Annotated in this window: 26 protein-coding genes; 6 read left to right on the top strand and 20 right to left on the bottom strand. The window is 43.2% G+C overall.

The features are described from left to right. The first annotated feature begins 65 nt into the window (after positions 1-65). From QQL60_RS03360 to QQL60_RS03350, 3 genes are all read left to right on the top strand, one after another. A complete protein-coding gene (locus QQL60_RS03360) occupies positions 66-1,565 on the top strand; it encodes a leucyl aminopeptidase (protein WP_284722417.1) in 1,500 nt (499 codons plus the stop codon). Beyond that, on the top strand, positions 1,562-1,987 hold the full coding sequence (locus QQL60_RS03355; protein WP_284722416.1) for a DNA polymerase III subunit chi: 426 nt from the start codon (positions 1,562-1,564) through the stop codon (positions 1,985-1,987). Before QQL60_RS03360 ends, QQL60_RS03355 begins: the two co-directional genes overlap by 4 nt. Positions 1,988-2,133: 146 nt before the next feature. Next, the gene (locus QQL60_RS03350) at positions 2,134-4,956 is read left to right on the top strand and encodes a valine--tRNA ligase (RefSeq protein ID WP_284722415.1); all 2,823 of its coding nucleotides are present in this window, start codon (positions 2,134-2,136) and stop codon (positions 4,954-4,956) included. Positions 4,957-5,022: 66 nt separating this feature from the next. Here QQL60_RS03350 and QQL60_RS03345 read toward each other — a convergent pair whose 3' ends face one another. The 4 genes from QQL60_RS03345 to QQL60_RS03330 all read right to left on the bottom strand — a co-directional run bounded on the left by QQL60_RS03345 (position 5,023) and on the right by QQL60_RS03330 (position 9,539). Further along, positions 5,023-5,577: a PepSY domain-containing protein gene (locus QQL60_RS03345; protein WP_284722414.1), complete on the bottom strand. Its 555-nt coding sequence runs from the start codon at positions 5,575-5,577 to the stop codon at positions 5,023-5,025. A 158-nt stretch (positions 5,578-5,735) separates the two neighbouring features. Next, positions 5,736-7,430: an NAD-dependent malic enzyme gene (locus QQL60_RS03340; protein ID WP_284722413.1), complete on the bottom strand. Its 1,695-nt coding sequence runs from the start codon at positions 7,428-7,430 to the stop codon at positions 5,736-5,738. 131 nt (positions 7,431-7,561) lie between these two features. Next, positions 7,562-8,218: a response regulator gene (locus tag QQL60_RS03335; protein ID WP_284722412.1), complete on the bottom strand. Its 657-nt coding sequence runs from the start codon at positions 8,216-8,218 to the stop codon at positions 7,562-7,564. Between the two features lies 1 nt (position 8,219). Continuing rightward, positions 8,220-9,539: a histidine kinase gene (locus QQL60_RS03330; RefSeq protein ID WP_273181876.1), complete on the bottom strand. Its 1,320-nt coding sequence runs from the start codon at positions 9,537-9,539 to the stop codon at positions 8,220-8,222. Positions 9,540-9,757: 218 nt separating this feature from the next. On the opposite strand from QQL60_RS03330, the gene QQL60_RS03325 reads away from it, so the two are divergent. Further along, positions 9,758-9,961 carry a hypothetical protein gene (locus tag QQL60_RS03325; RefSeq protein WP_284722411.1) on the top strand — a complete coding sequence of 68 codons (204 nt, stop codon included), beginning with the start codon at positions 9,758-9,760 and terminating at the stop codon, positions 9,959-9,961. Between the two features lie 112 nt (positions 9,962-10,073). On the opposite strand, the gene QQL60_RS03320 is transcribed toward QQL60_RS03325, so the two are convergent. Genes QQL60_RS03320 through QQL60_RS03290 form a run of 7 tightly spaced genes read right to left on the bottom strand, consistent with a single transcriptional unit; the run spans position 10,074 to position 16,168 of the window. Continuing rightward, complete coding sequence (locus QQL60_RS03320) at positions 10,074-10,403, bottom strand: SUF system Fe-S cluster assembly protein (RefSeq protein ID WP_007145501.1); 330 nt, start codon at positions 10,401-10,403, stop codon at positions 10,074-10,076. A gap of 12 nt (positions 10,404-10,415) precedes the next feature. Continuing rightward, a complete protein-coding gene (sufU, locus tag QQL60_RS03315; protein WP_284722410.1) occupies positions 10,416-10,862 on the bottom strand; it encodes a Fe-S cluster assembly sulfur transfer protein SufU in 447 nt (148 codons plus the stop codon). After that, positions 10,862-12,121: a cysteine desulfurase gene (locus QQL60_RS03310; RefSeq protein ID WP_284722409.1), complete on the bottom strand. Its 1,260-nt coding sequence runs from the start codon at positions 12,119-12,121 to the stop codon at positions 10,862-10,864. The genes sufU and QQL60_RS03310 overlap by 1 nt, the downstream gene beginning before the upstream one ends. Positions 12,122-12,124: 3 nt before the next feature. Next, a complete protein-coding gene (gene sufD, locus QQL60_RS03305; protein WP_284722408.1) occupies positions 12,125-13,429 on the bottom strand; it encodes a Fe-S cluster assembly protein SufD in 1,305 nt (434 codons plus the stop codon). After that, complete coding sequence (sufC, locus tag QQL60_RS03300; RefSeq protein ID WP_284452074.1) at positions 13,426-14,187, bottom strand: Fe-S cluster assembly ATPase SufC; 762 nt, start codon at positions 14,185-14,187, stop codon at positions 13,426-13,428. Before sufC ends, sufD begins: the two co-directional genes overlap by 4 nt. A gap of 48 nt (positions 14,188-14,235) precedes the next feature. Then, positions 14,236-15,684: a Fe-S cluster assembly protein SufB gene (gene sufB / locus QQL60_RS03295; protein ID WP_007145506.1), complete on the bottom strand. Its 1,449-nt coding sequence runs from the start codon at positions 15,682-15,684 to the stop codon at positions 14,236-14,238. Further along, positions 15,677-16,168, bottom strand: coding sequence for an SUF system Fe-S cluster assembly regulator (locus tag QQL60_RS03290; RefSeq protein WP_284452075.1), 492 nt, complete (start codon positions 16,166-16,168; stop codon positions 15,677-15,679). Before QQL60_RS03290 ends, sufB begins: the two co-directional genes overlap by 8 nt. Positions 16,169-16,425: 257 nt before the next feature. On the opposite strand from QQL60_RS03290, the gene bamJ reads away from it, so the two are divergent. Next, the gene (gene bamJ, locus QQL60_RS03285) at positions 16,426-17,055 is read left to right on the top strand and encodes a BamJ family beta-barrel-assembly machinery protein (protein WP_284722407.1); all 630 of its coding nucleotides are present in this window, start codon (positions 16,426-16,428) and stop codon (positions 17,053-17,055) included. A gap of 45 nt (positions 17,056-17,100) precedes the next feature. Here the strand turns inward: bamJ and ampD are convergent, their stop codons facing one another. Continuing rightward, positions 17,101-17,658 (bottom strand): 1,6-anhydro-N-acetylmuramyl-L-alanine amidase AmpD, encoded by a 558-nt coding sequence (gene ampD / locus QQL60_RS03280; protein ID WP_284722406.1) that lies wholly within the window; start codon positions 17,656-17,658, stop codon positions 17,101-17,103. A 73-nt stretch (positions 17,659-17,731) separates the two neighbouring features. Here ampD and nadC point away from each other — a divergent pair, with 73 nt between their 5' ends. Then, positions 17,732-18,574, top strand: a complete 843-nt coding sequence (gene nadC, locus QQL60_RS03275) for a carboxylating nicotinate-nucleotide diphosphorylase (RefSeq protein WP_284722405.1) — start codon at positions 17,732-17,734, stop codon at positions 18,572-18,574. 63 nt (positions 18,575-18,637) lie between these two features. Here nadC and QQL60_RS03270 read toward each other — a convergent pair whose 3' ends face one another. From QQL60_RS03270 to ftsB, 8 genes are all read right to left on the bottom strand, one after another. Next, positions 18,638-19,138, bottom strand: coding sequence for a PepSY domain-containing protein (locus QQL60_RS03270; RefSeq protein ID WP_284722404.1), 501 nt, complete (start codon positions 19,136-19,138; stop codon positions 18,638-18,640). 54 nt (positions 19,139-19,192) lie between these two features. Further along, positions 19,193-21,484, bottom strand: coding sequence for a TonB-dependent receptor (locus QQL60_RS03265; RefSeq protein WP_284722403.1), 2,292 nt, complete (start codon positions 21,482-21,484; stop codon positions 19,193-19,195). A gap of 160 nt (positions 21,485-21,644) precedes the next feature. Then, on the bottom strand, positions 21,645-23,030 hold the full coding sequence (gene cysG / locus QQL60_RS03260; protein ID WP_284722402.1) for a siroheme synthase CysG: 1,386 nt from the start codon (positions 23,028-23,030) through the stop codon (positions 21,645-21,647). After that, complete coding sequence (locus QQL60_RS03255; protein ID WP_007145514.1) at positions 23,031-23,813, bottom strand: DUF1223 domain-containing protein; 783 nt, start codon at positions 23,811-23,813, stop codon at positions 23,031-23,033. 25 nt (positions 23,814-23,838) lie between these two features. After that, on the bottom strand, positions 23,839-24,918 hold the full coding sequence (gene truD, locus QQL60_RS03250) for a tRNA pseudouridine(13) synthase TruD (RefSeq protein WP_007145515.1): 1,080 nt from the start codon (positions 24,916-24,918) through the stop codon (positions 23,839-23,841). Further along, a complete protein-coding gene (gene ispF / locus QQL60_RS03245) occupies positions 24,918-25,394 on the bottom strand; it encodes a 2-C-methyl-D-erythritol 2,4-cyclodiphosphate synthase (RefSeq protein ID WP_007145516.1) in 477 nt (158 codons plus the stop codon). Before ispF ends, truD begins: the two co-directional genes overlap by 1 nt. After that, positions 25,394-26,104 carry a 2-C-methyl-D-erythritol 4-phosphate cytidylyltransferase gene (gene ispD, locus QQL60_RS03240; protein ID WP_007145517.1) on the bottom strand — a complete coding sequence of 237 codons (711 nt, stop codon included), beginning with the start codon at positions 26,102-26,104 and terminating at the stop codon, positions 25,394-25,396. The genes ispF and ispD overlap by 1 nt, the downstream gene beginning before the upstream one ends. Further along, on the bottom strand, positions 26,094-26,381 hold the full coding sequence (gene ftsB / locus QQL60_RS03235; RefSeq protein ID WP_007145518.1) for a cell division protein FtsB: 288 nt from the start codon (positions 26,379-26,381) through the stop codon (positions 26,094-26,096). The genes ispD and ftsB overlap by 11 nt, the downstream gene beginning before the upstream one ends. Positions 26,382-26,383 lie beyond the last annotated feature (2 nt).

Raw genomic sequence — 26,383 nt, 5'->3', positions numbered from 1 at the left:
ATCGGTATTATCTGACACACTAAAATAACGAAGTCTAAACCAAATTGACCCTACAGGAGAAATCCATGCAGTATTTTGTCACTAGCGATGCCCTCGCATCTCAGCAAACCGATTGTATTGCCGTCGGCATATACAACGAAGGTGAACTCAGTCCTTCCGCCCAACAACTCGATGATGCTTCACAAGGTCAGATCAAACGTATCGCTGATAATGGTGACTTTAGCGCAAATCCAGGCCAAACATTATTTCTCCACAATCTGACAGGGATAAACAGCCCTCGGGTTTTATTGGTAGGCTTTGGCAAAAAAACAAAAACAACTGAAAACGATTTTAATACCGCCACTGCAGCTGCCATGATTGCGCTGAATGAAAGCGGTGCTGAAAAAGCCTTATGCTGTTTTACGGATATTGAAGTAAATGAACGCACAACTGTCTGGAAAGTCCGCCAAACAGCTTGTAATACCGAAACAGCACTTTATAAGTATTCACAAACAAAATCAGAAGCGAAAGCTGTCAAGAAACCACTTTTAGAATGCGCTATCTTTGCAGCTCAGAATACTGATGCTGACTTACAAAAAGCTGCTGAACAAGGTGCGGCTATCGGTGCTGGTATGAACCTGGCACGTGAGCTTGGTAACCTGCCTGGCAATATTTGCACACCGACCTATCTGGCTGAACAAGCCGTTGCGTTGGGCAAAAAATTTGCTTCCATTACTACCACCGTGCTGGAAGAAGCTGATATGGAAGCCTTGGGTATGGGCTCTCTGCTCTCCGTATCCCGTGGCAGCCGCCAGCCAGCCAAATTAATCACCATGGAATACAAAGGCGCAGGTGACAGCAAGCCAGTTGTCTTAGTGGGTAAAGGACTCACCTTTGATGCCGGTGGTATTTCACTAAAACCATCTCAAGGCATGGATGAGATGAAATACGATATGTGTGGCTCTGCCAGTGTGCTCGGAACACTACAAGCTGTGGCTGAATTAAGCCTGCCAATCAATGTGGTAGGTGTGGTACCCAGTTCAGAAAACATGCCTGATGGTGACGCCAACAAACCCGGCGATATCGTCACCAGCATGGCCGGTAAGACCATCGAAATTCTGAATACCGATGCCGAAGGCCGTTTAATTTTATGTGACGCTCTCACCTATAGTGAACGGTTCGATCCAGAAATCGTCATTGATATTGCGACATTAACTGGTGCCATCATTGTAGCCTTAGGTAGTACAACCACCGGCTTAATGGCGAATAACCAACAACTTGCTGATGATTTATTAAAAGCCGGTAATGACAGTTTTGACCGTGCTTGGCAGTTACCTTTATGGGATGATTATCAACCCTTGCTGGACAGCAATTTTGCCGATATTGCTAATGTCGGCGGTAAAGAAGCAGGAAGTGTTACTGCCGCCTGTTTCTTATCACGATTTACGGAAAAATATACCTGGGCACATTTAGACATCGCTGGGACAGCATGGAATAGTGGAAAAAATAAAGGGGCAACGGGTCGCCCAGTCCCAATGTTAGTTCAATACTTATTAAATCGTATCGACGCTAACAAATCATCATGACCCGAATCAGTTTCTATATTCTGAAATCAAGCGAGCTTGAAAAGCGGCAGGCATTTGCCTGCCGTCTCGCGGAGAAAGCCTATCATCAGGGCCATCAAATCTATATCCATACCGCTTCAGAAGATCATAGTCAGGCAGTCGATACGGCACTGTGGGCTATACGGCCTGACAGCTTTGTACCACATGAAATCACTGATAGTTCAGATAATCAGAGTCCGGTACTTATCGGCTATGAAGACAAAAAGCCTCCCAGACTGATGGATGTACTCATTAATCTCACTGAAGAACAACCCATGTTCTTTAGCCAATTTGAACGTGTAGCTGAAGTAATTGATGATAATGAATCAAGCAAACAAGCTGGTCGTCAACGCTTCCAGTTTTACAAACAACGTGGCTATGAGATAGAAACTTTTCACGTTTGAAGCAAGCTAGCAAACCGCTAAAAATACGAAATCCATATTGCCTCTGAACAGATGTTGTCGCAGCAGGTATAATGCGTCGTTTATTTATAGCGTATACATACGACATTCGTATATCCCGAACACCGACCAGACAAACAAGATATCACATGGAAAAAACATACAACCCTGACGCAATTGAGCAACGTTGGTACCAGAAGTGGGAACAAGCTGGCGAGTTTAAGCCGACAGGTGAAGGTTCACCCTACGCCATTATGCTACCCCCACCCAATGTGACCGGTAGCCTGCATATGGGGCATGGTTTTAATAACACCATCATGGATACCTTGACTCGTTATCACCGAATGAAAGGTGACAATACCTTATGGCAACCGGGCACCGACCACGCGGGTATCGCGACACAAATGGTGGTAGAGCGCCAACTTAACGCTGAAGGTAAAACCCGTCTCGATCTGGGAAGAGAAGATTTCACTAAACGTATCTGGGAATGGAAGGAAGAATCCGGCGGTAATATTACCCGTCAGTTACGTCGTCTTGGTTCTTCACTCGACTGGTCACGTGATCGCTTTACGATGGATGATGATCTGTCTGAAGCCGTTAAACATGTCTTCGTTAAGCTGTATAAAGAAGGTCTGATCTATCGCGGTAAACGCCTGGTAAACTGGGATCCGAAATTACACACAGCCATTTCTGATCTGGAAGTGGAAAATCGCGAACAAAAAGGCCATATGTGGCACCTTCGCTATCCACTTGCAGATGGACTGAAAACCAGTGAAGGCAAGGACTATATTGTGGTCGCTACAACTCGTCCGGAAACCATGTTAGGTGATACCGGTGTTGCAGTGAATCCGGAAGATCCTCGCTACAGGGATCTGATTGGTAAAGAGATTATTTTGCCGTTAGTTAACAGACGTATTCCGATTGTTGGCGATGAACATGCCGATATGGAAAAAGGCACAGGCGCAGTGAAAGTTACGCCAGCCCATGACTTCAATGACTATGAAGTCGGCAAGCGTTGTGGCCTGGCAATGATCAATATTTTCACCCTCAATGCCGATGTACGTGATGTTCCACAAGTATTTAATACTGATGGCAGTGCCAATACTGAACTCGATGCCAGCATTCCTGAAGCTTATCGTGGACTGGAGCGCTTCGCTGCCCGTAAGGCGATTGTGGCTGATTTTGACGCAGCTGGTCTGCTGGAGGAGATCAAAGATCATGACCTGACTGTGCCTTATGGCGATCGTGGTGGCGTGGTCATTGAACCGATGCTGACCGATCAATGGTATGTTGACGCAAAAACACTGGCCAAACCAGCCATTGAGGCCGTTGAAACCGGTAAAGTGAAATTTGTGCCGAAATCCTATGAAAATATGTATTTCAGTTGGATGCGTGATATTCAGGATTGGTGTATTTCACGCCAACTCTGGTGGGGGCACAGAATCCCTGCCTGGTACGATCCACAAGGTAATGTGTATGTCGGTCACGATGAAAATGCCGTTCGAGTGGAAAACAATCTGGGAGCAGACGTCGAGTTAACTCAGGATGAAGACGTACTTGATACCTGGTTCTCCTCTGCACTTTGGCCATTTTCAACGTTGGGATGGCCTAAAGATGATGAAGCAGTAAAAACCTGGTATCCGGGCAATGTGTTGGTCACCGGTTTTGACATTATTTTCTTCTGGGTAGCCAGAATGATGATGATGGGCATTCATTTTATGGGCGATGTTCCATTTAAAGAAGTGTATATCCATGGCCTGGTCCGTGACTCACATGGTCATAAGATGTCGAAATCCAAAGGCAATGTGCTGGATCCCATCGATATTATCGACGGTATTGATTTGGAAACGCTGGTACAAAAACGTACTTCGGGCATGATGCAACCACAACTGGCTGAAAAAATTGAAAAAGCCACACGCAAAGAATTCCCCGATGGCATTGAAGCTCATGGTACAGATGCACTGCGTTTTACCTTTGCTTCGCTCGCCTCTACCGGACGTGATATCAACTTTGATATGAACCGTATCGCTGGCTACCGTAATTTCTGTAATAAATTATGGAATGCAGCACGTTACGTCTTAATGAACACCGAAGGACAAGACACCGGTGTTGATAATGATCAGGTTGAACTCAGTCTGGCGGATCGCTGGATTATCTCTCAGTTGCAAATCGCTGAAAAAGAAGTCAGTACAGCGATTGAGGCTTATCGATTTGATCATGCCGCACAGGGTATTTATGAATTTATCTGGAACAACTACTGTGACTGGTATTTAGAGCTATCGAAACCGGTATTAAACAGTGAATCAGCATCTGATGCAGCAAAACGCGGTACACGTCGCACACTGGTACGAGTGCTTGAAGCGACATTAAGAATGGCACATCCGTTTATGCCGTATATCACAGAAGAAATATGGCAGACGATTGCACCGTTAGCAGGTGTTAAAGGCGAGACGATTATGCGTCAATCTTACCCGCTTGCTGATGAAAGTAAAGTTGATCAGAATGCGGTGACTGAAATGGAATGGGTCATGCAATTTGTTACTGGTATTCGCTCTATTCGCTCACAAATGAATATCGCGCCGAAAAAAGCACTGCCGGTATTACTGAAAGATGCTTCTGATTCTGATAAAGCCATTTTAACCAGCAATCAACAGTTCCTGAGCCGTCTGGCCAATCTGGAATCAATTGATATCCTGGAAGGTAAAGCTCCTGCTGCTGCAACAGCCTTAGTCGGTAAAATGGAAATCTTAATTCCGCTGGAAGGTTTGATTGATAAAGACGCTGAAATCAACCGTCTGAATAAAGAAATGGCGAAACTGGATAAGATCATTAAACAGTCTTCAGGTAAGCTATCTAATGAAAATTACGTCGCCAAAGCGCCGGCAGATGTTGTTGCCAAAGAAAAAGAGAAACTGGCTGAACTGCAGCAATCCTATGAATTACTTGAACAACAACTTAAAGCATTGAGCTAAAGCTAAATCAGCCGATAAAAAAAAAGCCGCTATAAATAGCGGCTTTTTTAATGTCAGAATAATAACTTATTCTTTTTCCATACCAATTTCGTACAGTTCAATATTGGCTTCTTCAATTTCACCTGTTGCGGCATCCACATCGACTTTGACTTCATAACCATGAATGCTTTGAATATCAAATTCGTAGGTCGCATCACCATCGAAACCGATTTCATATTCTGAAGCAACAACTTTACCTGGGTGTATAGCTAAGGCAAATTCTTTCGCTTCAGCTTGTGAAATTTTCGCTAATTTTTTGAAAACAGGATCATTAGCATCGACTTCACGCTCAATCTCACCAATGAAACCTTCTTCAGCATTACATTCAACATTGTAGGTCTTGCCATCGGCTTTCGCTTCAATATCAAATTCATAAACAGGATCATCGCCTTCCATTTTCATTTCAACTTTACGTGCATGACCTGGAATAGTATCCAAAGCGGCATCCAGACAAGTTTCAATTTTTACGATATCCCAGCTACGGATATCATCCAAATCATAATTATCATTTTCAGCAAATGCAGTTGAACTAATGCTTAAAGCGAGGACGGCAGGGATTGTCTTCAAGAACATTGAAGTCATAGAGTAAAGCTCCTTATTAGATTAGATAGATCAAAAGATCAGTCTCTACCCACAAGAGCAATGATCAAACTTGTGGGTAAAGTATAACATCCATTGGTAAAAATAGGACAAACTCCTATTTCATAAAATGATATCAAATGGTATGAAGGAAATTTTTCCTAAACACTGACACGTTTATATTGACGATATTGTGGATGCCAGAAGAGCTCTTCAATCTTATGTTCTAATTCACTATCCGATATCTTAGAAGCCAGTTGCTGATTTTGCGCAATTTTCACAATTTGAAATGCCATCTTCTTGCTTAACTCAGCGATATCATCCAAGGCTGGCAGTAACTGCTCTTCTTCCCCATTAAGTAGTGGTGAGTGTGTTGCCAGCACCTCACTTGCGACCATCATCATTTCATGTGTGATGTGTTTAATTTGACCAGCGATAACGGCCAAACCAATCCCAGGAAAAATATAGCTATTATTACACTGTGCTATTGGATAGGTTTTACCTTGATAGACAACCGAGTTAAAGGGGCTCCCAGTAGCGATAATGGCTTTACCCTCCGTCCAGCTAAGCAGTGACTCAGGCAAGGCCTCAATCTGCTTTGATGGATTACTCAAAGGAAAGATAATGGGTCGCTCGCAATGGGCTAACATCGTTTTGATAACTGTCTCATTAAATAGTCCCGCCTGCCCAGATACTCCAATAAGTACTGTCGGTGAAGCGTGATAAATAACATCCGTTAAATCCAGCGTCATTTTATCCGCCTTCCACTTTGTTCGCAGAGTGGCCTTTTGGCTTAGACGGCGTTGAAAATCGAATAAGCCAGCCATGTCATCCATTAATAGTCCCGCTTTATCAATCATAAATACGCGTTCGCGGGCCTGAGCTTCACCAAGCCCTTCTGTCATCATTTGTCGGATTATCTGCTCAGCAATGCCACAGCCGGCAGAGCCGGCTCCTGCAAAAACGATAATCTGCTGTGACAGTGTTTCATGTTTTGCTCTACACGCCGCCAATAAACAGCCGACGGTTACTGCAGCCGTGCCTTGAATATCATCATTAAAACAACACAATTGTTGTTGATAACGCTCCAGTATGGGCAGTGCTTTGCTTTGTTCAAAATCCTCAAATTGTAATAACACATCGGGCCAACGTTTCTTAATTGCCTGGATAAACAGGTCGATAAACTCATCATATTCTGCGTCGTTTATACGTTTATGTTTCCAGCCGATATAAAGCGGATTATCAAGTAAGGCCTTATTGTTAGTCCCAATATCCAACATCACCGGTAAGGTATAAGCTGGGCTTATCACAGCGCAGGCGGTATAGAGTGATAACTTACCAATAGGGATCCCCATCCCTCCCACGCCCTGATCACCCAGTCCGAGAATCCGGCTGCCATCAGTGACCACGATAACTTTGATCTTATCTTTAGTGACATTGTGCAGAATGTCATCAATACGATCTTTATCCGGATAGGAAATAAATACACCACGCGCCCGTCGATAAATTTCAGAAAAGCGCTCACAAGCTTCACCTACTGTCGGCGTATAAATAATCGGCATCATCTCAACCAGGTGCGCTTTTAATAAATAATAAAATAAGGTTTCATTGTTATCCTGAAGATAACGCAAATAGATGTGCTGATTGATGGGGGCTTTGAAGGTTTTATATTGCAGATAGGCTCTTTCCGCCTGTTCTTCAATCGTTTCAAATCGATGTGGAATTAAACCATTGAGATTAAAATCATGACGTTCCTGCTCGCTAAAGGCAGTGCCTTTATTCAGTAAAGGTGTGGCAAGTAAGGCCGGCCCAGCATGAGGAATATAAATTGGATCTTTCGCCTTAATACCACGCATCGACGTACCTCACTTCTGATTCACATTAGCATCAGTTAAACAGTAAAACGACGATGGATTCAAGTCAGCTTTTTTAAGTTACAGCTCACAACGATATTGATGATATCGAATAAAAGAAGGCGTGCCAGCCATCAAGGTTTGATAATGCCTAACACAACCGCAATATTAGCCAGGTCTGCTGCGGTATTTACCCGCAGTTTACTTTTAATCTGTGTATTGTAGTTAGCAATGGTTTTATAACCCAGGTGCATATCTGCGGCGACTTCATGAGCAGTCATGCCTTTTGCCAGTCGACAAAATACATCAAATTCACGTGGTGAAAGTAAGTCCAGCACTTTTCGATAATGCTCGATATTGTCATGCCGGACATCATCAACTTCAGGGAGCAGGCTTTCTTCAATATATCGCTTGCCTTCTGCCACACTTTTGACCGCTTCAGCCAGCACTTCGGCTGCACTGTTTTTACTGACATAACCCATCGCACCCGCTTCCAGTGCGCGTTCAACGTAAATAGCCTCATCATGAATGCTGTAGACCAAAATAATCGCGTCAGAATCCAGCTTTTGAAGTCGACGGATAGTTTCAAGCCCACCGATGCCTGGCATGGATAAATCCATCACCACAACATCGGGTTTGAAGCGTTCATATTCCTGTGTGACTAACTCCCCCCTGTCCAGGTCACTAATCTGCCCGATAAAGGGTTGTGATGATAGTAGAATTCGAAATCCTGCTCGTACTACTTCATGGTCATCGACTAACAGTACTTTGATTTTATTATTGTTGTTCATACTACTTCTCTATAAATGGCATACGTGCGGTCACCGTCACACCATCATCTGGTGAAGACTCGAACATAAACAGTCCTCCCATACTTTCTACTCTCTCACGCATAGCAAGAACACCAAAGCCTTCGCCTGATGATGAACCGCCGATACCATCATCGGAGACTTGTATCACTACCCATTTTTTCTGCTGAACAAGGCTCTGCCTGACGCTGATATTGGCCAGATTAGCTCTGGCATGACGTACGACATTGGTCAAACATTCCTGCACAATACGATAAACATGGATCGCCACTTCCTCATCCAAGTCATCAATACAGTCATCGTAATTTAAATGAATATCCAGGGACGGCTGCCGACGTTTCCATTCACCGACTAGGTCGGTCAGGGTCGCCACCAGTCCTAAATCAGTTAAACTGAGAGGATGTAACGTTCTCATCATCGATCGCACAACCCCAGATAAATGATTACAAATCTCGATAATAGAATCAGCAATACTCTGGACTTTGCTATCGGATTGTTTAGCGACAACAGCCATTGCTTTCACCGCAGTAAGAGACTGCCCCATTTCATCATGTAATTCACGTGACATATGTCGACGTTCATTTTCCTGAATATGCATGGTATGTCTTGCCAGCGCCTGATTATTTTGTCGGGCCGCATTTAACGCACCGGTCAGGTTATTAATCTCTGCCGCTATAGCATCAAATTCACTAATGCGAAACCGCGGTAATCGTTGTTCATAATTACCACTTTCCACCGTTTTTAAACCCGATAAAATGGTTTTCACCGCCGTTAACATCGAATGAAACACGACATTGATAGCTAAGAAAATAATACCGAGCATTAATACAATCGACCAGAAATAGACTAGTGACTCCCGCCAGGCTTCATGAATTTCATCCATTGGGTCAGCACTAATTACAATGCGTTTAATCGCATCATTAGGCAGTTTGATTTCATAGGCCGAGCTAATGCTATCCATCATCACCGCCTCAATAAACCATTGAGGTGGTGCATCATCAGTGATGTCACTCTTTTCACCTCTCAGCATGGTTTCATTCCCAGCCTGGTCAAAGATCGTGATCTGTAAATGACGTGTTTCACGTAAGCGACTGATTTGTTCCAGCCATTCACTCTCGGTATGCTCATCACGCGTGAACTGATTAAGTCCGAACTCAACCATTTGCAGTGCCAAATTATAGGAAGATGTCACCTCATCCCTGACTGACTCACGCGCCTGCCACACAGCTAAACTGGCTCCCAGTGCGATGATAACCAGTACCGAAATAACTATCCGTAAATTAATCAATCCTCTTAAGCTCATCCTTTACGGCTCCACGGGTAAGTCATTCACTTCGACGCCAGTATTCTTGGTCTTGTTCATAACATGATTTACACATTAATAACTGAAAATAGAACTTAAGCACCGACGGTTTTTAATACTACTTTCTGTTATTCACAAAAAAAGGAATTCTTCCTATAACACTTACATCTACAGACACCTAACATTGGCAGTTAATCATAACAACCTGAATAGCCTGAATGAGTGAAATAAAAGATATTAAGACTGATAAGGTCAAAAACAAATTACTCGAGTTATTTGATGATGTACTAACTCATGATGGGTTTGGTGAAATTAAAATAGAAATGCGAATACTCAAACGCCAACAAAAGGAAGTTATTCTACACTGTGGAAAACAATATCGATTTGTTATTGATACGCCGCAGCAGCCATCAAACGAGTAACATAAGCTCTGCTAACAAAACTACACAGATAAATACCAAGGAATAAAAAAGGCCTGTGATGACTGATTTATCATCACAGGCCTTTTTGTCATGATAAATTATGATGTTTGTGCTAAAACATGCCCAGTTGTAACTGCGCCGCTTCAGTCATCATATCTTTGGTCCATTGAGGCTCCCACACCAATTCCACGTGCGCTTTTTTTACACCGGGAACAGACATTACCCTGGATTCGACATCACCTGGAAATGACTGAGCAACAGGACAACCTGGTGCAGTCAGAGTCATATCGATATTTACATTACCTGAGGTACTGATTTGAATATCGTAAATCAGGCCCAGCTCGTAAATATTAATCGGGATTTCCGGATCATAGATGGTCTTTAATACATCTATCACATCTTCTTTTAACTGTTCCGGGCTGATTTGATATTGATCGTTCATAAACCTGCCCTTTTACTCTGTAGAAACTGAAATATCGTGATCATTGTCAACTGCGGCATGAACGGTATGCCAGGACAATGTGGCGCATTTAACGCGCGCAGGAAACTCTTTTACCCCTGCCAACACCTGTAATTTGCCAGTAAGCTCAACAGCATCTTTATCACCGGTTAGAGCTTTATGAACATCTTCATAAAGTGCCTCAGCATCGGCTAGGGTTTTCCCTTTCAGGGTTTCCGTCATTAAAGACGCTGATGCTACTGAAATCGCACAGCCACTGCCCTGAAAACTGATGTCTTCAATGACATCGCCATTAAGTTTTACATAGACAACTAAAGCATCACCACATAAGGGGTTATTACCATGTGCCATATGATTCGCATCGGTAATTTCTCTGAAGTTACGCGGCTTTTTCTTGTGATCCATGATCACTTGTTGATAGAGATCTCGTAAATCACTCATCAGGCAAACAACTCCTGTGTGGTGTGAATAGCTTTAACCAGCGCGTCAATTTCCTGTTCAGTATTGTAGAAAGCAAATGAAGCGCGTGCTGTGGCAGCAATACCATAATATTGCATAACAGGTTGAGCACAGTGATGGCCAGCACGTATAGCAACACCTTGCTGATCAAAAATAGTACCCACATCATGAGGATGAACATCTTCAATCAGAAACGATAAAACACTGGCTTTGTGTTCCGCTGTACCAACGATCCTGACGCCATCAATAGCCGATAATTTATCCGTGGCTAATTCAAGCAGGGCGTGTTCGTAGGCGGCGATTTTTTCAATACCGATTGACTGCATGTAATCAATAGCCGCCCCTAAGCCCACTGCACCGGCGATATGCGGGGTACCGGCTTCAAATTTATACGGTAATGCGTTGTATTCTGTGTGGTCAAAACTCACAGAAAGAATCATATCGCCACCACCTTGCCATGGCGGCATGGCTTCTAATAAGGCTTGTTTACCGTATAAAGCCCCAATCCCCGTTGGTGCAAACATTTTATGGCCTGAAAACACATAAAAGTCACAATCCAACTCCTGCACATCAACTTGCATATGTGGCACCGCTTGTGCGCCGTCAATCAATACAGGGATGCCTTTAGCTTTGGCTTTTTCCGTCATTTGTTTGACCGGATTTACCGTACCTAATGCATTAGAGACTTGGCCAACAGCCATGATTTTGGTTTTGTCGGTCAGCAGCTCATCCAATCCGGACAAATTCAGCTCACCTGATTCTGTCATCGGGATGATCTTTAACGTAGCCCCAGTCTGTTCACAGACCATTTGCCACGGCACAATATTGGCATGATGCTCAAGGTAACTGATAAGAATCTCATCACCCGCTTGCAGTTGGGGCCTGACAAAACTTTGAGCCACTAAATTAATAGCTTCTGTTGCACCGCGAACAAAGATAATTTCTTTATCCGACTTCGCGTTCAGGAAGCCTCTTATTTTGCTTCTGGCACCTTCATAAGCATCTGTGGCGCGTTGACTCAGTCTATGCACACCACGATGGACATTAGCATTATCAAGCCGATAATACTGATCCACGGCATCAATGACTTGAACAGGTTTTTGGCTGCTCGCGGCATTGTCTAAGTAGACTAAAGGATGTCCGTTAATTTGCTGATTCAGGATTGGAAAATCACGACGAATAGCAGCAATGTCAAAATCATTCAGCATTGTATCGACCAAATTATGAGTAGATTGCGTCATAACTTACGCACCTCGCGGTAATCGCGTTTCGATCACGTTTGATAAGGCCTGGCGAATCGGCATATCTGAAATTCGTTGCAGCACTTCCACAGCAAACGCATAGGTCAATAAGCTTCGAGCACTGGTTTCATTCATGCCACGCGCACGCAGGAAAAATAATTGCTGTTCGTCCAACTGACCAACGGTACTACCGTGACCGCATTTGACGTCATCAGCATAAATTTCCATTTCAGGCTTGGTATCAATTTCACAAGTGCGCGACAGCAGTAAATTACGGTTACTCTGATTCGCATCTGTTTTCTGTGCATCTTTATGCACGATAACTTTGCCGTTAAAGACGGCATGGCTATCACCATCCAACACGCCTTTGTAGATCTCTTCACTAGTGGTATTGGGCACAGCATGATCGATGCGTGTGTGGTTATCGACATGTTGCTTTCCAGCAACCAGATATAAGCCATCCATTGTCACATGGGCCTGCTCACCCAATAGCTGGCTATGAATATCATTTCTCGCCAGTTTAGCCCCTAGAGAAATATTATTGGTATGCCAGACACTGCTGCTCGCCTGCTTACCGGCCAATGTCGCTATATGATAATGAGACAAGGACTCATGCTGTAATTTGAAATGACTCAAATGAGCCTTTTCTGCCAAGTTCACTTCTGAAATGACATCTGTCAATCCAACGCTGTTATCAGCTAGGCTGACATAATGCTCGACCAGTGTTAATTCAGCATCTTCAGCGATATCGATCACATGACGTAAATGTGTAGCCAGTTTATCGGTTTCACCGGTATTAATCACCAGCAACTCTACCGGCTTAGACACATTGGTATTCGCAGTGACCTGAATATAGGCACCTTCGGTCATCAACATCGTATTCAGGGCATTCAAGCCAGCTTTTTCAAGCGTCACCTGCTGACCTAACACTGATTTTGTTTTAGAAAAGGCCTGTGAAAGCGGCTCTACAGTGAGTCCAGTCTCTAGACAATCCAGATGTGATAACTCAGCACTGAATTGGCCATCAACAATGACTAAGCGATAGGCAGTTTCCAGTAATGCGACCTGTGAACAACGCATTTCATCCAACTGGCTCGCAGCAGCTTCGTGTGTGAATGCCTCTTGAGATAAAGCCCATAAAGACGTGTATTTCCAGTCTTCAACTTTTTTAGAGGGTAATCCTTGACGCTGAAATTGCGCACGGGCTTGTTGGCGCAACTGCTGCAACCAATCAAGCTCTTGACCGGGTAAAGTCTGAGTCGCGGCGATATCGTCAAATGGTGTTGTGATATCCGTTAACTGTTTCATGCAGTCTCACCTTCAGGCGCATCATGAATCCAGCTATAACCTGATTTTTCCAATTCTTTTGCCAGTTCTTTATCACCTGATTTAACGATACGTCCTTCAGATAACACATGAACAAAATCAGGAACAATATGATCTAATAAGCGCTGGTAGTGGGTAATCATCACGATAGAACGATCTTCAGCACGAAGCGCATTCACGCCTTCTGAAACGGTACGTAATGCATCAATATCCAGTCCTGAATCGGTTTCATCAAGAATCGCTAATGCCGGCTCTAATACCGCCATTTGCAGAATTTCATTACGTTTTTTCTCACCACCAGAAAAACCTTCGTTAACGTTACGGTGAAGGAATTCTTCATTCATCTTAACCAGTTTCATTTTTTCACGAACCAGTGTTAAGAAATCCATCGCGTCGACTTCTTCCAGGCCCTGATATTTACGCACGGCATTCAAAGCCGCTTTCAGCAAATAAACATTACTGACACCAGGAATTTCTACCGGATATTGGAACGCCAGAAAAACACCACGTTGCGCACGTTCTTCAGGCTCAAGATCTAATAAGTTTTCACCTTTATAGATGACTTCACCTTGGGTAATTTCGTAACCATCACGTCCGGCAAGAACATTCGACAGCGTACTTTTACCAGCACCATTAGGGCCCATGATCGCATGGATTTCACCAGGGTTCACTGTCAGGTCAATACCGCGAAGAATTTCTTTGCCATCAACGCTGGCGTGTAAATTTTTAATTGTTAACATCTTCACTCTCTAAAATTTCTGAATATTGTTTGGCAGTTCTCTTATGGTTTAACCCACGGAACCTTCTAATGACAAACCGAGTAGATTTTGTGCTTCTACCGCGAATTCCATTGGTAATTCACGTATGACTTGTTTACAAAAACCATTCACGATCATCGACACAGCATCTTCTGCATCTAATCCACGCTGTTTACAGTAAAACAGTTGGTCTTCACTGATTTTCGATGTGGATGCCTCATGTTCAACTTTTGCAGTCGGATTTTTCACTTCGATATAAGGAAAAGTATGCGCACCACAGGTATCACTCATTAATAAAGAGTCACACTCGGTATAGTTGCGAGCGTTTTCCGCGTTAGGTCCAATTCGTACCAGACCTCGATAAGCATTTTGTGAACGACCAGCCGAGATACCTTTGGAAATGATCGTTGAACTGGTGTTTTTACCCAGATGAATCATCTTGGTACCCGTATCGGCTTGCTGCATATTATTGGTGACGGCAACTGAATAGAATTCACCAACTGAATTATCACCTTGCAAAACAACGCTCGGATATTTCCAGGTAATAGCAGAACCGGTTTCTACCTGTGTCCAGGAGACTTTTGATGACTCACCACGGCATGCAGCACGTTTTGTCACAAAGTTATAGATACCACCTTTGCCATTTTCATCACCGGGGTACCAGTTTTGAACTGTCGAATACTTGATTTCAGCACGGTCCATTGCCACCAATTCCACAACCGCGGCATGGAGCTGATTTTCATCACGCATTGGTGCGGTACAGCCTTCCAGATAACTGACATAAGCATCATCATCAGCAATGATTAATGTACGTTCAAATTGTCCAGTATTGGCGGCGTTGATACGGAAGTAGGTTGATAATTCCATTGGGCAACGCACACCTTTAGGAATATAAACAAACGAGCCATCAGTGAATACCGCCGAGTTCAGCGCGGCATAAAAGTTATCTTTATGTGGAACGACGCTACCAATATATTTTTTCACTAATTCAGGATGTTCCTGAATCGCTTCTGAAATAGGCATAAACAAGATGCCTTCTTCAGCTAATTTATCCTTGAATGTATTGGAAACAGAGACACTATCAAAAACGGCATCAACAGCCACACCAGCAAGACGCGCTCTCTCATCTAATGGGACACCGAGTTTTTCATAGGTTTTTAACAGTTCAGGATCGACTTCATCCAGACTTTTAGGACCATCAGTTTTTTTCTTTGGTGCAGAGTAATAACTGATTTCCTGATAGTTGATAGCCGGATAATGGACATGAGCCCACTCTGGCGTTTCCATAGTTAACCAGTGACGATACGCTTCTAAACGCCATTCGAGCATCCAGTCAGGTTCATTTTTGATGAGTGATATTTGTTTGATCACATCCTCATTCAAACCCGGCGGCAGGCTATCTACTTCAATATCAGTGACAAACCCTGCTTTGTATTCTTTCTGTGTAATCGCTTCAAGTTGTTGACTTTGTTCAGTCATGGAACTCACCATCCTGTAAAGTTGTTTTATTCACCTCGTTATAAGATGAATAGAATCTGATCGGGCTGATACCCAGTGAAGTCTGTGGTGTCAGCATATCCGATAGTTTTACTTCGTCTAATGCCTGAAAAACGGCATCATTAATTTTGGTCCAATTAGTCTGTACGGCACAGTGCGTTTCCTGATCACAGTGGCTATCACTGCTGACACACTCGGTCAAAGCAATCGGTCCTTCTATCGCTGTAATAATTTCTGCAATGGTAATCTCATCAGCTTGACGACTCAGACTATAGCCGCCCATTACGCCGCGTTCAGACTTTAACAGCCCTGAATGAGACAATAACTTTAAAACTTTTCTTACCGTTGGCAGTGGTACTTTTACTGCTTCAGCAATAGCATGTGCACTATGTTGAAGTTGAAGATTTGAGGCAAAATAGCTCATCAGCACAATGCCATAATCTGTCAATTTTCCCATTCGCAACATTGGTGCACCTCCTAATTGGTACTATTATAGTATCAATTAAAGCAATAACCAAGTGTTTTTCTCAGTTATTAGCTCATTGTAGTCGTGAAAATATTGTGGATTTAGCGTATGGTATTGAACTTTTAGCCTATGCTAATGAACTTTTAAGGCAGAGCATTGTACTAAATCGGGCACACACCTTATCTATACATTGAGAGCATTATATGAAATTAAAAACACTCGCGATTTTACCTTTACTATTATTTGGAGCAAACGTAATGGCAGCTGACAACGCCACAACATTAGATACAGATAAACAAAAAATTAGTTACATCTTTGGTATTCAAGTTGGTCAGAATATGATGCAAGAAGGTGTGGATCTTGATATTGAAGCATTTAAAGCGGGTGTAGCAGATATGCTGGCTGGCCAAAAACCACAACTTGATCAAACGACAGCGGAACAAGTTGTACAAGCTTACCAAGCACAAAAAGCACAAGAATTAGCAAAAGTCATGAACGAAAAACAAGCTGAAGCTAAAGCTTACATGGAAAAAAATGCTAAGAAAGAAGGTGTTGTAACGACTGACAGTGGTCTGCAATATGAAATTCTGAAAGAAGGTGATGGCGCCACTCCGACAGAAAATGACAAAGTTATTGCTAACTACAAAGGTACTTTAATCGATGGTACCGTTTTCGATAGCTCATATGATCGTGGCGAACCAGCTACCTTCCCTGTCAATGGCGTTATTCAAGGCTGGCAGGAAGCATTAAAAATGATGAAAGAAGGTTCAAAATGGCGCATCGTTGTTCCTGCTAACCTGGCCTATGGTCCACGTGGCGCCGGTAACCTCATTGGTCCAAACGAAACCTTAATTTTTGAAATTGAGCTGATTGCAATCACTAAGTAATTGCCTGCTTCGATTCTTAAAAAAGCCGCCTTTAAGGCGGCTTTTTTATTTCTCTCTTTTTAGCATGGTTGTTAATTTTTGCCAGTCAAAATAAGGGCCAGGATCGGTTTTCCGTCCTGGAGCAATATGCTCATGTCCGGTTATTTTCTCGTATGTCAGCTTTGGATAGGCGTGGCATAATGCTTTTATTACTTGCACAAGTTCAGTGTATTGAACTTCAGCAAACGGTTTGTCGTCACACCCTTCCAGCTCTATTCCGATAGTAAAGTCATTACACTTTTCCCTTCCTTGCCACTGCGATACGCCTGCGTGCCAGGCTCGTTGATGAAATGGTACAAACTGAACAACTTCACCATTACGTCTAATCAAAATATGCGATGAGACTTTTAAGCCATCTAACTGCTTGAAGTAAGGATGAGCGGAGCAATCCAGCTTATTCAGAAACAGATCATCAATAAATGTGTCGCCAAACTTACCAGGTGGCAAGCTGATATTGTGTATCACAATACCGCTAAGATCATGTTGGTCAGGCCGCTTATCATAATTAGGTGATAGCGTAATTATTGCGTTTTCGATCAGACCCGATTGCTTATTTATTTTCACTAAGACGTCTCATTATGTAGATTAATCATGCCGCACACGTTAACCTGTTTTGATTTGCCATTACCTTATCGATATGACCATAGAAAATCCACTCCCCGACGCATTTATAGATTCACAAGTTAAACTTGCTTTGCTTGAAGACATTGGTCAGGCAGATCTGACCGCTAATCTGATTCCGATTGATGCAGTATCAAACGCCACATTAATCACACGTGAGGATTCAACAATTTGTGGCATGCAATGGTTTGAACGCGTTTTTAAACAACTTGATGCATCAATAAGCCTTAGCTGGAAAGCCCAAGATGGTGATCGAGTGAAGGCCAATACGGTTATTTGTGAGTTACACGGACCAGCCAGAGCCTTATTAACAGGTGAGCGTACGGCAATGAATTTTTTACAGACATTGTCCGGCACCGCAACAATCTCTTCGATTTACAGCGATGCTGTAGCAGGGTTGCCTGTTAAAATATTGGACACGCGTAAAACACTACCAGGCTGGCGTGTTGCTCAAAAATTCGCAGTAAAATGTGGTGGCTGCTTTAATCATAGAGTCGGTCTATATGACGGTATTCTTATTAAAGAAAATCATATTATGGCAGCGGGTTCCATCAGCAATGCTATAAATCAGGCGAAAGCCCTATCTGCTGGCGTACCAATAGAAGTTGAAGTTGAAAATTTCTCAGAACTCGAACAGGCGCTTGCGAGCGGAGTCGATATTATTATGTTAGATAATTTTGGTATTGATGATTTAAAACAGGCCGTTGCTATCAACCAAGGCCGAGCAGAACTTGAAGCTTCGGGTAATATTACTTTGGATAATATTCGCCGTGTTGCAGAAACAGGTGTAGATAGAATCTCAGTAGGCGCACTAACAAAAGATATTAAAGCCGTTGATCTTTCTTTACGTTTTTCATAGATAAAAAAAACCGCAGTGCACTTAGCGAAATATGCACTGCGGTTGAGAGTAAAACGAGAAAATTTATTCTAAACCGACTTGCCAGAGCTCAAGATTTTTCTCAATAATCTTCCCAGAACTCGCATCGACCTCCACTTTCATTTCTTTTCCATCTTTTGTGGCAATATCAAATTCATAGGTGGCTTTTCCACCTTGTTCAATTTCATATTCCACTTCAACCACTTCGCCAGGATAGAGCGCTAAGGCAATTTGTCTTGCCTCTAACTCGCTAATTTTGGCGTGTGCTTTAAATTTCGGATGGTTCGGATGATCGACTTCTTGTTCCACTTCTATAATTTCGCCCGTTTTTACTAAGCACTCAAGGTCCCAGTCAGCACCGTCAATACCACGGATATCAAATTCATAAACATCACGCTCGTCTTCGACTTTACGTTCAACCTTAATAACATGACCTGGTTTCAAGGTTTTAGCCGCTGTTAAACAACGCTCAAAATACTGAGGTGTTTCCTCAGCCCATAGCAAACAGGGAAATAATAATGTGAAACAAAGAAATAGAACTTTCATTTATGTACCTTACAAATGAAAAGGGGCTGAAATCAGCCCCTTTTAAATAGATGATTACATGGTTAGTTTGAAACCAATCCATCCTGCACGAGGTGCACTTGTACCGACGAAATGTTCATCACTGTCATAAGCATCCAGACCCGGTGCTTCATCAGGCTCACCGTATAAACCAAAAGTGTTGTACTCGCTGTCGAATAAATTATCGACTTTTGCGAAGAACTGCAGATGCTCATTCACTTTGTAACGGCTGTGCAGGTTCACAACACGATAACCCGCAATTTTCTTATCGTCATTCGCTTCATCACCACGGTAGTACTGACTAGAGTGATATGACGCGGTTAAACCTGCAGAAAATTGTTGCGTGAATGCATAGTCCAGACCTACATTTAAGTTATGTGCAGGAATGCTTGGCAGACGATCACCTTTAGACACGTTATATAAATCACCATCACGTGAATAAGTGAAATCATCTTCAAATGTCGCACGAACATAACCATAGTTTGCTGACCAGCTTAGCTTCTCATATTGTCCGGCCATACCCAGTTCAACACCCGCACGCGCTGTTTTATCAATATTTCTGAAGTTACCTAAGCCTAAACGACCACTCACATCATCCGATTGACTTTCATCTTCTGGGAAAAACAATAAATCATCTTTTAACTGGGTGTAATAAACATTGGCATACCAGTTGAATAATTCTTGTTGGCCACGTAGACCTGTTTCAATGGTTCTGGCAACAACATCATCTAACGGTGGATCTGCTAAGAACGCATTTGGATAAGCACAAGGTGAATCTGGTTCAGCACAAGTCAATTCAGTTGCTGTTGGTGCACGATTTGATTCGTTATAGCTGACATAAGAAGTCATAGTATCTGTCAATTTATACGTTAAACCCAATGAAGGATTTAAACGTTTAAATGTATGAGAATTTCCTGACTCATTCAGATCTTGATCACCACCTTCACTCGTACCTGAAATATCCACTTCAATCCAGTTATAACGAGCGCCAACCGTCATGGCTAGACGATCAGTTAATGAATGCGTATTAGTGAAGAAAATACTATAAGTATCGGTCTTAACGTTACCATCGACTACTGTGTCATCAAGAACATATCCAGTACCTACTGTACCTCGAGTATCATCGAAAGTAGCCAATTCTGTTTGTGAGGAATAATCCACATTTGAATGATCAAAACCTACACCCACAATTAATTGATTATCGCGACCAAACAAATCATTTAAAAAGGTTGATTGTAAAGCAAAGCCAAAGCTGTCTTGCTCTGTTTTACTTGTATTATTCGCTGCAAGGTCTTCAGTACCATCTAGACCCAAGGTAGTGCCATCAACAATCGGATTACCATCTTCATCTTCAATGTCTGTGCCATTAAATTCATTCTCGGTACCATCACCATTAAATGAATCACGATCACTCTTACGATAGTACGTGTTAGCAGCCAACATAGTTTTATCATTTAACCAGTGAGTGCCATTCAGGGTAAACATACGCAGTTTATTTTGCGTATTATCTGGATGCGTGAACACTGCTTCACGGTCTGCATCGACTAACAGAGTAGGAGATGCCCCATTACCATTTAAATCACTATCAACCGCAGTGATACCAAAATCTAATGTGGTGTCTTCATCAGCATAGCTTAAGTTTGTGAAAAACTGCTCTACACGCGATGGAGAGTAATCACGCCAGCCATCTTCTTTAGTAATAGAACCAGTCACAAAGTAAGCAAAATTACCATCACTACCACCACTTTCAATGGTGCCTGAGTCACGACCAAATGAGCCTGTATATGCTTCTAAGCTATGGCCTGGGTTAGTAAAACCGTTCTTAGTTTTGATCGATAAAGCACCGCCCAGCGTATTCAAACCAAACAGCGGGTTTGAGCCTGGAATCAGGTTCATGCTGGCAATCGCAGACTCTGGAATTAATTCAAAGTTAACCGCGTCACCAAACGGCTCATTAACACGAATGCCATCAACATACACAGACAAACCTTGAGAGTTACCGACTAAAGGTGAAGCCGTAAAGCCACGGAATTGCAGATCAGGCTGGAATGGGTTGTTTTGTGCCTGATTCAAACTGACACTACCCAATGTTTTGTTCATGAAATCAGAAATGTCTAACGCCTGAACACGTTCGATATCTTCATCAGTTGCTGTCTGCACATTCGCAGCAACTTGATCCTTAGGTAAGCCTACTCCATGTAGAGGGGTTGTTCCCACGACTTCAATGTCACTTAATTTAACATCATCGTCAGCAGCAAAACTCGCACTGGAAAACAGCGCGGAAGCTAGCATGACGCAAATCAGCTTTCTCTTTTGCGGAAATTGCATTACCTATACTCTCCTGAGTTATTTTTATGGTTGTAAAACTCAGATAAGATTGCACATATAGTGCCAACTTCCTTAATGCTTTTTTTACAAACACTTACAAATCTTTAACTTTATGGATATGGCACAAACGGCTGCAATAAACCAACCACAATGGCTGATATCAACCAGATCTAAACCAGGCCAATTTCTCATGTAAGCGTGTGACTTCACCAATGATAAGCAATGTAGGTGCTATCGGTTTTTCACGCTCAGCAAGCTCGGGTAACTCTGCTATCGTACTTAACCAGACTTTTTGATTTTCAGTTGTTCCTTGCTGAACCAATGCGGCAGGCATATCGGCTGGCATTCCATGCTCTTGTAACTTCTGACTTAGCTGGGGCAGGCCCGCTAACCCCATATACACAACCACTGTTTGTCTGGGTTTGACTAATACTGACCAATTTAAATCTAATTCACCTTCTTTTAATTGGCCGGTTACGAAGACGCAGCTTTGTGCATAGTCTCTATGTGTCAGGGGAATACCGGCATAAGATGCGCAGCCTGATGCTGCTGTGATGCCCGGTACAACCTGAAACGGAATAGCATTTTCAGCCAGTGTATCGATCTCCTCACCACCACGGCCAAATATAAAGGGATCGCCCCCTTTTAAGCGTAATACCCGCTTACCCTGCTTCGCGTGTTCCAGTAATAAATTATTGATTTCTTCCTGTCTGACGGCATGCCATGCCCGCTGTTTACCAACATAGACTAATTCAGCTTCTTTACGAACCAGCGCCAGAATTTCTTTACTCACCAGACGATCATAAAAAACAATGTCGGCCTGTTGCATGAGTCTTAGTGCTTTAAATGTCAGTAATTCCGGATCACCAGGTCCAGCACCCACCAAAAAGACTTCGCCGGTTTCAACAGTTTTGATTTCATCAGCCAGTTGCTGCTGTAATATCTGTTCGGCAATCCCTTCCCGCCCAGCCATCACGTGATCAGCAATAGGACCAGACAAAACGCTATCCCAGAACTGTCTTCTCTGACGGAGTTCACCAAATTTTTGTTTGACTGTCTCGCGGTACTTACCCATTAATTCACCCAGCTTACTATACGCAGGCGGAATTAATGTTTCTAAACGGGCACGTAAGTTTCTGGCCAAAACTGGTGATTCACCACCACTGGATACCGCTACAATAATCGGCGATCGATCTAATACAGAAGCAAAAATAAAGTCGCTGTCATCAGGGTTGTCTGTCAGATTAGTTAATATATGTTTTTGCTTAGCAATATCATGTACCAGATGATTAACTTGTTCATTATCTGTTGCCGCAATAATCAGGCGTTGATCCGTAATATGCTCAGCTTTAAATATGGATTGCACCCAGCGAAGCTGGCCTTGTTTAACCAGCGTCCCAAGTGCATCACTGATTTCAGGTGACACCACGCTGACCTTGGCCTGTGCTTTCAGTAATAACTTCACTTTTCGTGTAGCAACGCTACCACCACCGACAACCAGACAGTCTTGCTGTTTTAAATCTAAAAATATTGGTAAATAATCCATCTATCTATCTTTTAAAGGTAAGGCCAGCCCTTGTAAGACATAACCATTTTCCATATTTTGAACAATTGCCACTAATGACATATCAGCTAATTTCCACGACTTTTCAAGAGCAACTTCAGTCGTCATATCCGCTTTACCGTTGGCATCTAACTTAAACGGCCCTAACCACTTTCTTACGAGATGTTGATGATTAAATGTGGCGCCGGCATTATCGCCTCCCCTTACCTCACTAATCACATTATTTTCAGTCAAAGCGAGATACAACTGGCTATATTGCTTATTTTCATCGCCTTCAACGCTTACCCGACTATGAACAGAAAGACTGTTTTTATCTTGCTTTGCCTCGAGGTTGATATTGGCTTCAGGCTTAAACTCACTGACAAAATTGATGGCATCAAGCCCATGAGCGCGCCAATCATGTAGCACTTCACCACTGATAAAGAACTCAGGGGTATACACTGTTTGGAATAAATTTAATCTGGTCAGCTGCTTTTGTCTGTCAGTAAAAACTGGACTGGCAAATTTATCAACCCAGCCCTTCTTCTGGTCAAGATAATCGACATGGAAATTTAATATCACCACATCGTTATCTGTAAGCCCTTTCTGTGGCAGTTGTTTAACCCAGCGTTCTGCCGCCGGACATAAGCCACAGCCTTCAGCAGTAAATAGCTCTATTACTACAAGGTGCTTGTCAGTCGTTTTTGCCTGCCAATCACCAGCACAAGCGAGAGAGCTTATAAGCATGCTAGAGAAGGCAAATATTAGACATAATCGTTTCAACATAGCGCCTTCCTCCTTTCTGTCATTACTATACTGACTCTCTGTCAGCCTGAATAATTCTCTCACTGCTATCTTCAACAACAGCCATTTCTCTCAAAACGGCTGTCGCAAAACAGCCCGAAGGTAAAAAGAATGTGAGTTGTAAACGTGAGTTATGCCACTGCCAGTTAAATTCTGTCGGCACCAGACGTAAAGCCCGTCGCTCCTGTTTCAGGCCCTGCCTTGATAATCCCTGAACCCAAGCCTGCCATGCGTCAAGCACGGCTGTTTCCAGCTGCTTGCATTCATCATGACTCTGAAGTTCTCCCTGCCCTGCAAGTGCCCCTGTAGGGTGAATATCAAAGGTTTTCAGGCGCTCAAATAACTCAGTATCATCATTTTCTGACTGAAAACAACTGTGGTTGCCATTTAACTGCATCACATCACCCGGAATAAATTGATTCCAGTTTTGTGCTTTTACTCGCTCGCTGACAACAAGATTAAACAACCATGACCGTGCAGCAGAAAGATACAGACTTTTTTTATTACGGCTTTTAGGTTTTCTACCCTGCTCAAACCACTGCTCAACACCATGTAAATTGCCCATCTGATAACCAAAGCGCTGTTCACCAAAATAATTAGGTACGCCTTGCTTTTGTATCTGACTGAGTGCCGATTCCCAGCTATCTCTGTCGCCATCAAGTACTTCAAGATTTAGCTTAAAGCTATTGCCAGACAAAGCGCCTCGTTTTAACTTCTTATTATGGCGTGTAATAAGGTTAATTTTTATCAGATCCGACTCAAAGGCAGACCAATCAGGTTCAGCCACACCCTCGGTATTCACACTAAACCACTGTGTCGTCACCGCATGGCGATCTTTTAGTCCTGCATAACCAATGGCCACCTCATCGACACCTGCAAATTGTGCCAGCTCTTTCGCCAGCCAATCGGTATTGGTATCCGTTTTGGTGATCTGTAACATCACATGTGGACCAGACCCAGCCGGTTCGAAAGGCAGTTTTTCTTCCACCTTAAAATCTTCCGGCGTTTGGCGAATACGGCAACGGTGACTCAAGGCGGCCGGATTAACTCGGGCTAATGACTCAAAATCAAATGCTGACAATGTCATTAGTCCGCTTGTCTAATCAAGGCAACTGCATGCGTGGCAATACCTTCTTTTCGACCAGCAAAGCCTAATTTTTCGGTCGTGGTTGCTTTGATATTAATCGCCGTGACATCTACTTCCATGTCTACAGCCAGTAACGCTCGCATTTGTGGAATAAAAGGCGCCATCTTGGGTGCCTGAGCAACAATCGTGGCATCCACATTACCAACACACCAGCCGCGTTCTGAAAGATCACTGATCACTCGCCGTAAAAGTACACGGCTATCTATTCCTTTAAATGCGTCATCATTGTCAGGAAAATGATGACCAATATCCCACAGGCCAGCAGCACCTAACAAGGCATCACAGATCGCATGAATAAGCACATCACCATCTGAATGCGCTTCAAGACCATGTGTATGTGGAATGGTGACCCCACCGATGATTAATGGTGCATCCTCAATAAAGCGATGAACATCATAGCCATGCCCTATACGCATTAATTGCCTCCAGCCTGTTGACGTAAATAAAGTGCTGCAAGCGCTAAGTCCTGCGGTACGGTGATTTTGATATTGTCGCTGTGCCCTTCCACCATGCGCGGCTGATAACCAGCTAACTCTATCGCGCTGGCTTCATCCGTCACAGCTAATGACTTTTCTGCCGCTGAGATTAATGCCTCAGAAAGCGGTGCCAAGCGAAACATCTGCGGCGTGGCAGCTCGCCATAAACCCTGGCGGCAAACGGTTTCCTGGATCATATTATTGTCATCCACACGTTTAACGGTATCGGAGACGGGAATCCCGAGAATCCCCCCGACGGCATCATCCGCAAGTGTATCTAACATGGCATCAATATCAGCATGTCGCAGACAGGGTCTGGCTGCATCATGCACTAATACCCATGGGTTATGCTCAATGTGCTGCTGTAATAGTTTTAAAGCATTAGACACGGAATCTGAGCGATCTTTACCGCCTTTAGCGATTAATAATTCACAGGATAAAGACAGTGATAAAGACGGCCACCATTGATCATTTTCTGCTAATGCAATCACAATCCCTTCAATGGCTGGGTGTGAAGCCAATCTCTCAAGCGTTAACTGTAAAACAGGCTTATCATCGATCAATAAATATTGCTTTGGTATCTCAGCCTGCATTCGACTACCAATACCGGCAGCAGGCACTACAGCCCAAACAGCCTGTTTACTGCTCATCTGGTTTATCAATAATCTGGAAAAAGGTTTCGCCAGGTTTCACCATACCGAGTTCGCTACGCGCTCTTTCTTCCAAGGCATCAAGACCACTTTTCAGATCTTGCACCTCAGCAGCTAACACTTGATTACGTTCTTTTAACTCAGTGTTATCAAGACGTTGCTTTTCTACAGCTTGGTGAAGGCGTAATAAAGAAGGAAGCCCGTCATGACTGAGCCACAATCGGTATTGAAGTAATACCAAAATTGCGGCTAACAAAATCATGACGGGTTTAGACATAA

It is taken from the genome of Methylophaga thalassica, from assembly GCF_030159795.1.
In the GTDB taxonomy this organism is placed as follows: Bacteria; Pseudomonadota; Gammaproteobacteria; order Nitrosococcales; family Methylophagaceae; genus Methylophaga; species Methylophaga thalassica.
Note: the sequence above shows the minus strand (reverse complement) of the source record. Positions and strands in the feature narration are given on the sequence as shown.

Coding starts and splice junctions, on each gene's coding strand:
- QQL60_RS03310 (WP_284722409.1), bottom strand. CDS start 12,121: ATGACGCAATCTACTCATAATTTGGTCGATACAATGCTGAATGATTTT.
- ispF (WP_007145516.1), bottom strand. CDS start 25,394: ATGCGTATAGGGCATGGCTATGATGTTCATCGCTTTATTGAGGATGCA.
- sufU (WP_284722410.1), bottom strand. CDS start 10,862: ATGAGTGATTTACGAGATCTCTATCAACAAGTGATCATGGATCACAAG.
- QQL60_RS03320 (WP_007145501.1), bottom strand. CDS start 10,403: ATGAACGATCAATATCAAATCAGCCCGGAACAGTTAAAAGAAGATGTG.
- QQL60_RS03355 (WP_284722416.1), top strand. CDS start 1,562: ATGACCCGAATCAGTTTCTATATTCTGAAATCAAGCGAGCTTGAAAAG.
- QQL60_RS03330 (WP_273181876.1), bottom strand. CDS start 9,539: ATGAGCTTAAGAGGATTGATTAATTTACGGATAGTTATTTCGGTACTG.
- QQL60_RS03350 (WP_284722415.1), top strand. CDS start 2,134: ATGGAAAAAACATACAACCCTGACGCAATTGAGCAACGTTGGTACCAG.
- QQL60_RS03255 (WP_007145514.1), bottom strand. CDS start 23,813: ATGTTGAAACGATTATGTCTAATATTTGCCTTCTCTAGCATGCTTATA.
- QQL60_RS03340 (WP_284722413.1), bottom strand. CDS start 7,430: ATGCGTGGTATTAAGGCGAAAGATCCAATTTATATTCCTCATGCTGGG.
- sufC (WP_284452074.1), bottom strand. CDS start 14,187: ATGTTAACAATTAAAAATTTACACGCCAGCGTTGATGGCAAAGAAATT.
- QQL60_RS03360 (WP_284722417.1), top strand. CDS start 66: ATGCAGTATTTTGTCACTAGCGATGCCCTCGCATCTCAGCAAACCGAT.
- cysG (WP_284722402.1), bottom strand. CDS start 23,030: ATGGATTATTTACCAATATTTTTAGATTTAAAACAGCAAGACTGTCTG.
- QQL60_RS03270 (WP_284722404.1), bottom strand. CDS start 19,138: ATGAAAGTTCTATTTCTTTGTTTCACATTATTATTTCCCTGTTTGCTA.
- QQL60_RS03345 (WP_284722414.1), bottom strand. CDS start 5,577: ATGACTTCAATGTTCTTGAAGACAATCCCTGCCGTCCTCGCTTTAAGC.
- sufB (WP_007145506.1), bottom strand. CDS start 15,684: ATGACTGAACAAAGTCAACAACTTGAAGCGATTACACAGAAAGAATAC.
- bamJ (WP_284722407.1), top strand. CDS start 16,426: ATGGCAGCTGACAACGCCACAACATTAGATACAGATAAACAAAAAATT.
- ftsB (WP_007145518.1), bottom strand. CDS start 26,381: ATGTCTAAACCCGTCATGATTTTGTTAGCCGCAATTTTGGTATTACTT.
- QQL60_RS03265 (WP_284722403.1), bottom strand. CDS start 21,484: ATGCAATTTCCGCAAAAGAGAAAGCTGATTTGCGTCATGCTAGCTTCC.
- QQL60_RS03325 (WP_284722411.1), top strand. CDS start 9,758: ATGAGTGAAATAAAAGATATTAAGACTGATAAGGTCAAAAACAAATTA.
- ispD (WP_007145517.1), bottom strand. CDS start 26,104: ATGAGCAGTAAACAGGCTGTTTGGGCTGTAGTGCCTGCTGCCGGTATT.
- QQL60_RS03290 (WP_284452075.1), bottom strand. CDS start 16,168: ATGTTGCGAATGGGAAAATTGACAGATTATGGCATTGTGCTGATGAGC.
- nadC (WP_284722405.1), top strand. CDS start 17,732: ATGACCATAGAAAATCCACTCCCCGACGCATTTATAGATTCACAAGTT.
- QQL60_RS03335 (WP_284722412.1), bottom strand. CDS start 8,218: ATGAACAACAATAATAAAATCAAAGTACTGTTAGTCGATGACCATGAA.
- truD (WP_007145515.1), bottom strand. CDS start 24,918: ATGACATTGTCAGCATTTGATTTTGAGTCATTAGCCCGAGTTAATCCG.
- sufD (WP_284722408.1), bottom strand. CDS start 13,429: ATGAAACAGTTAACGGATATCACAACACCATTTGACGATATCGCCGCG.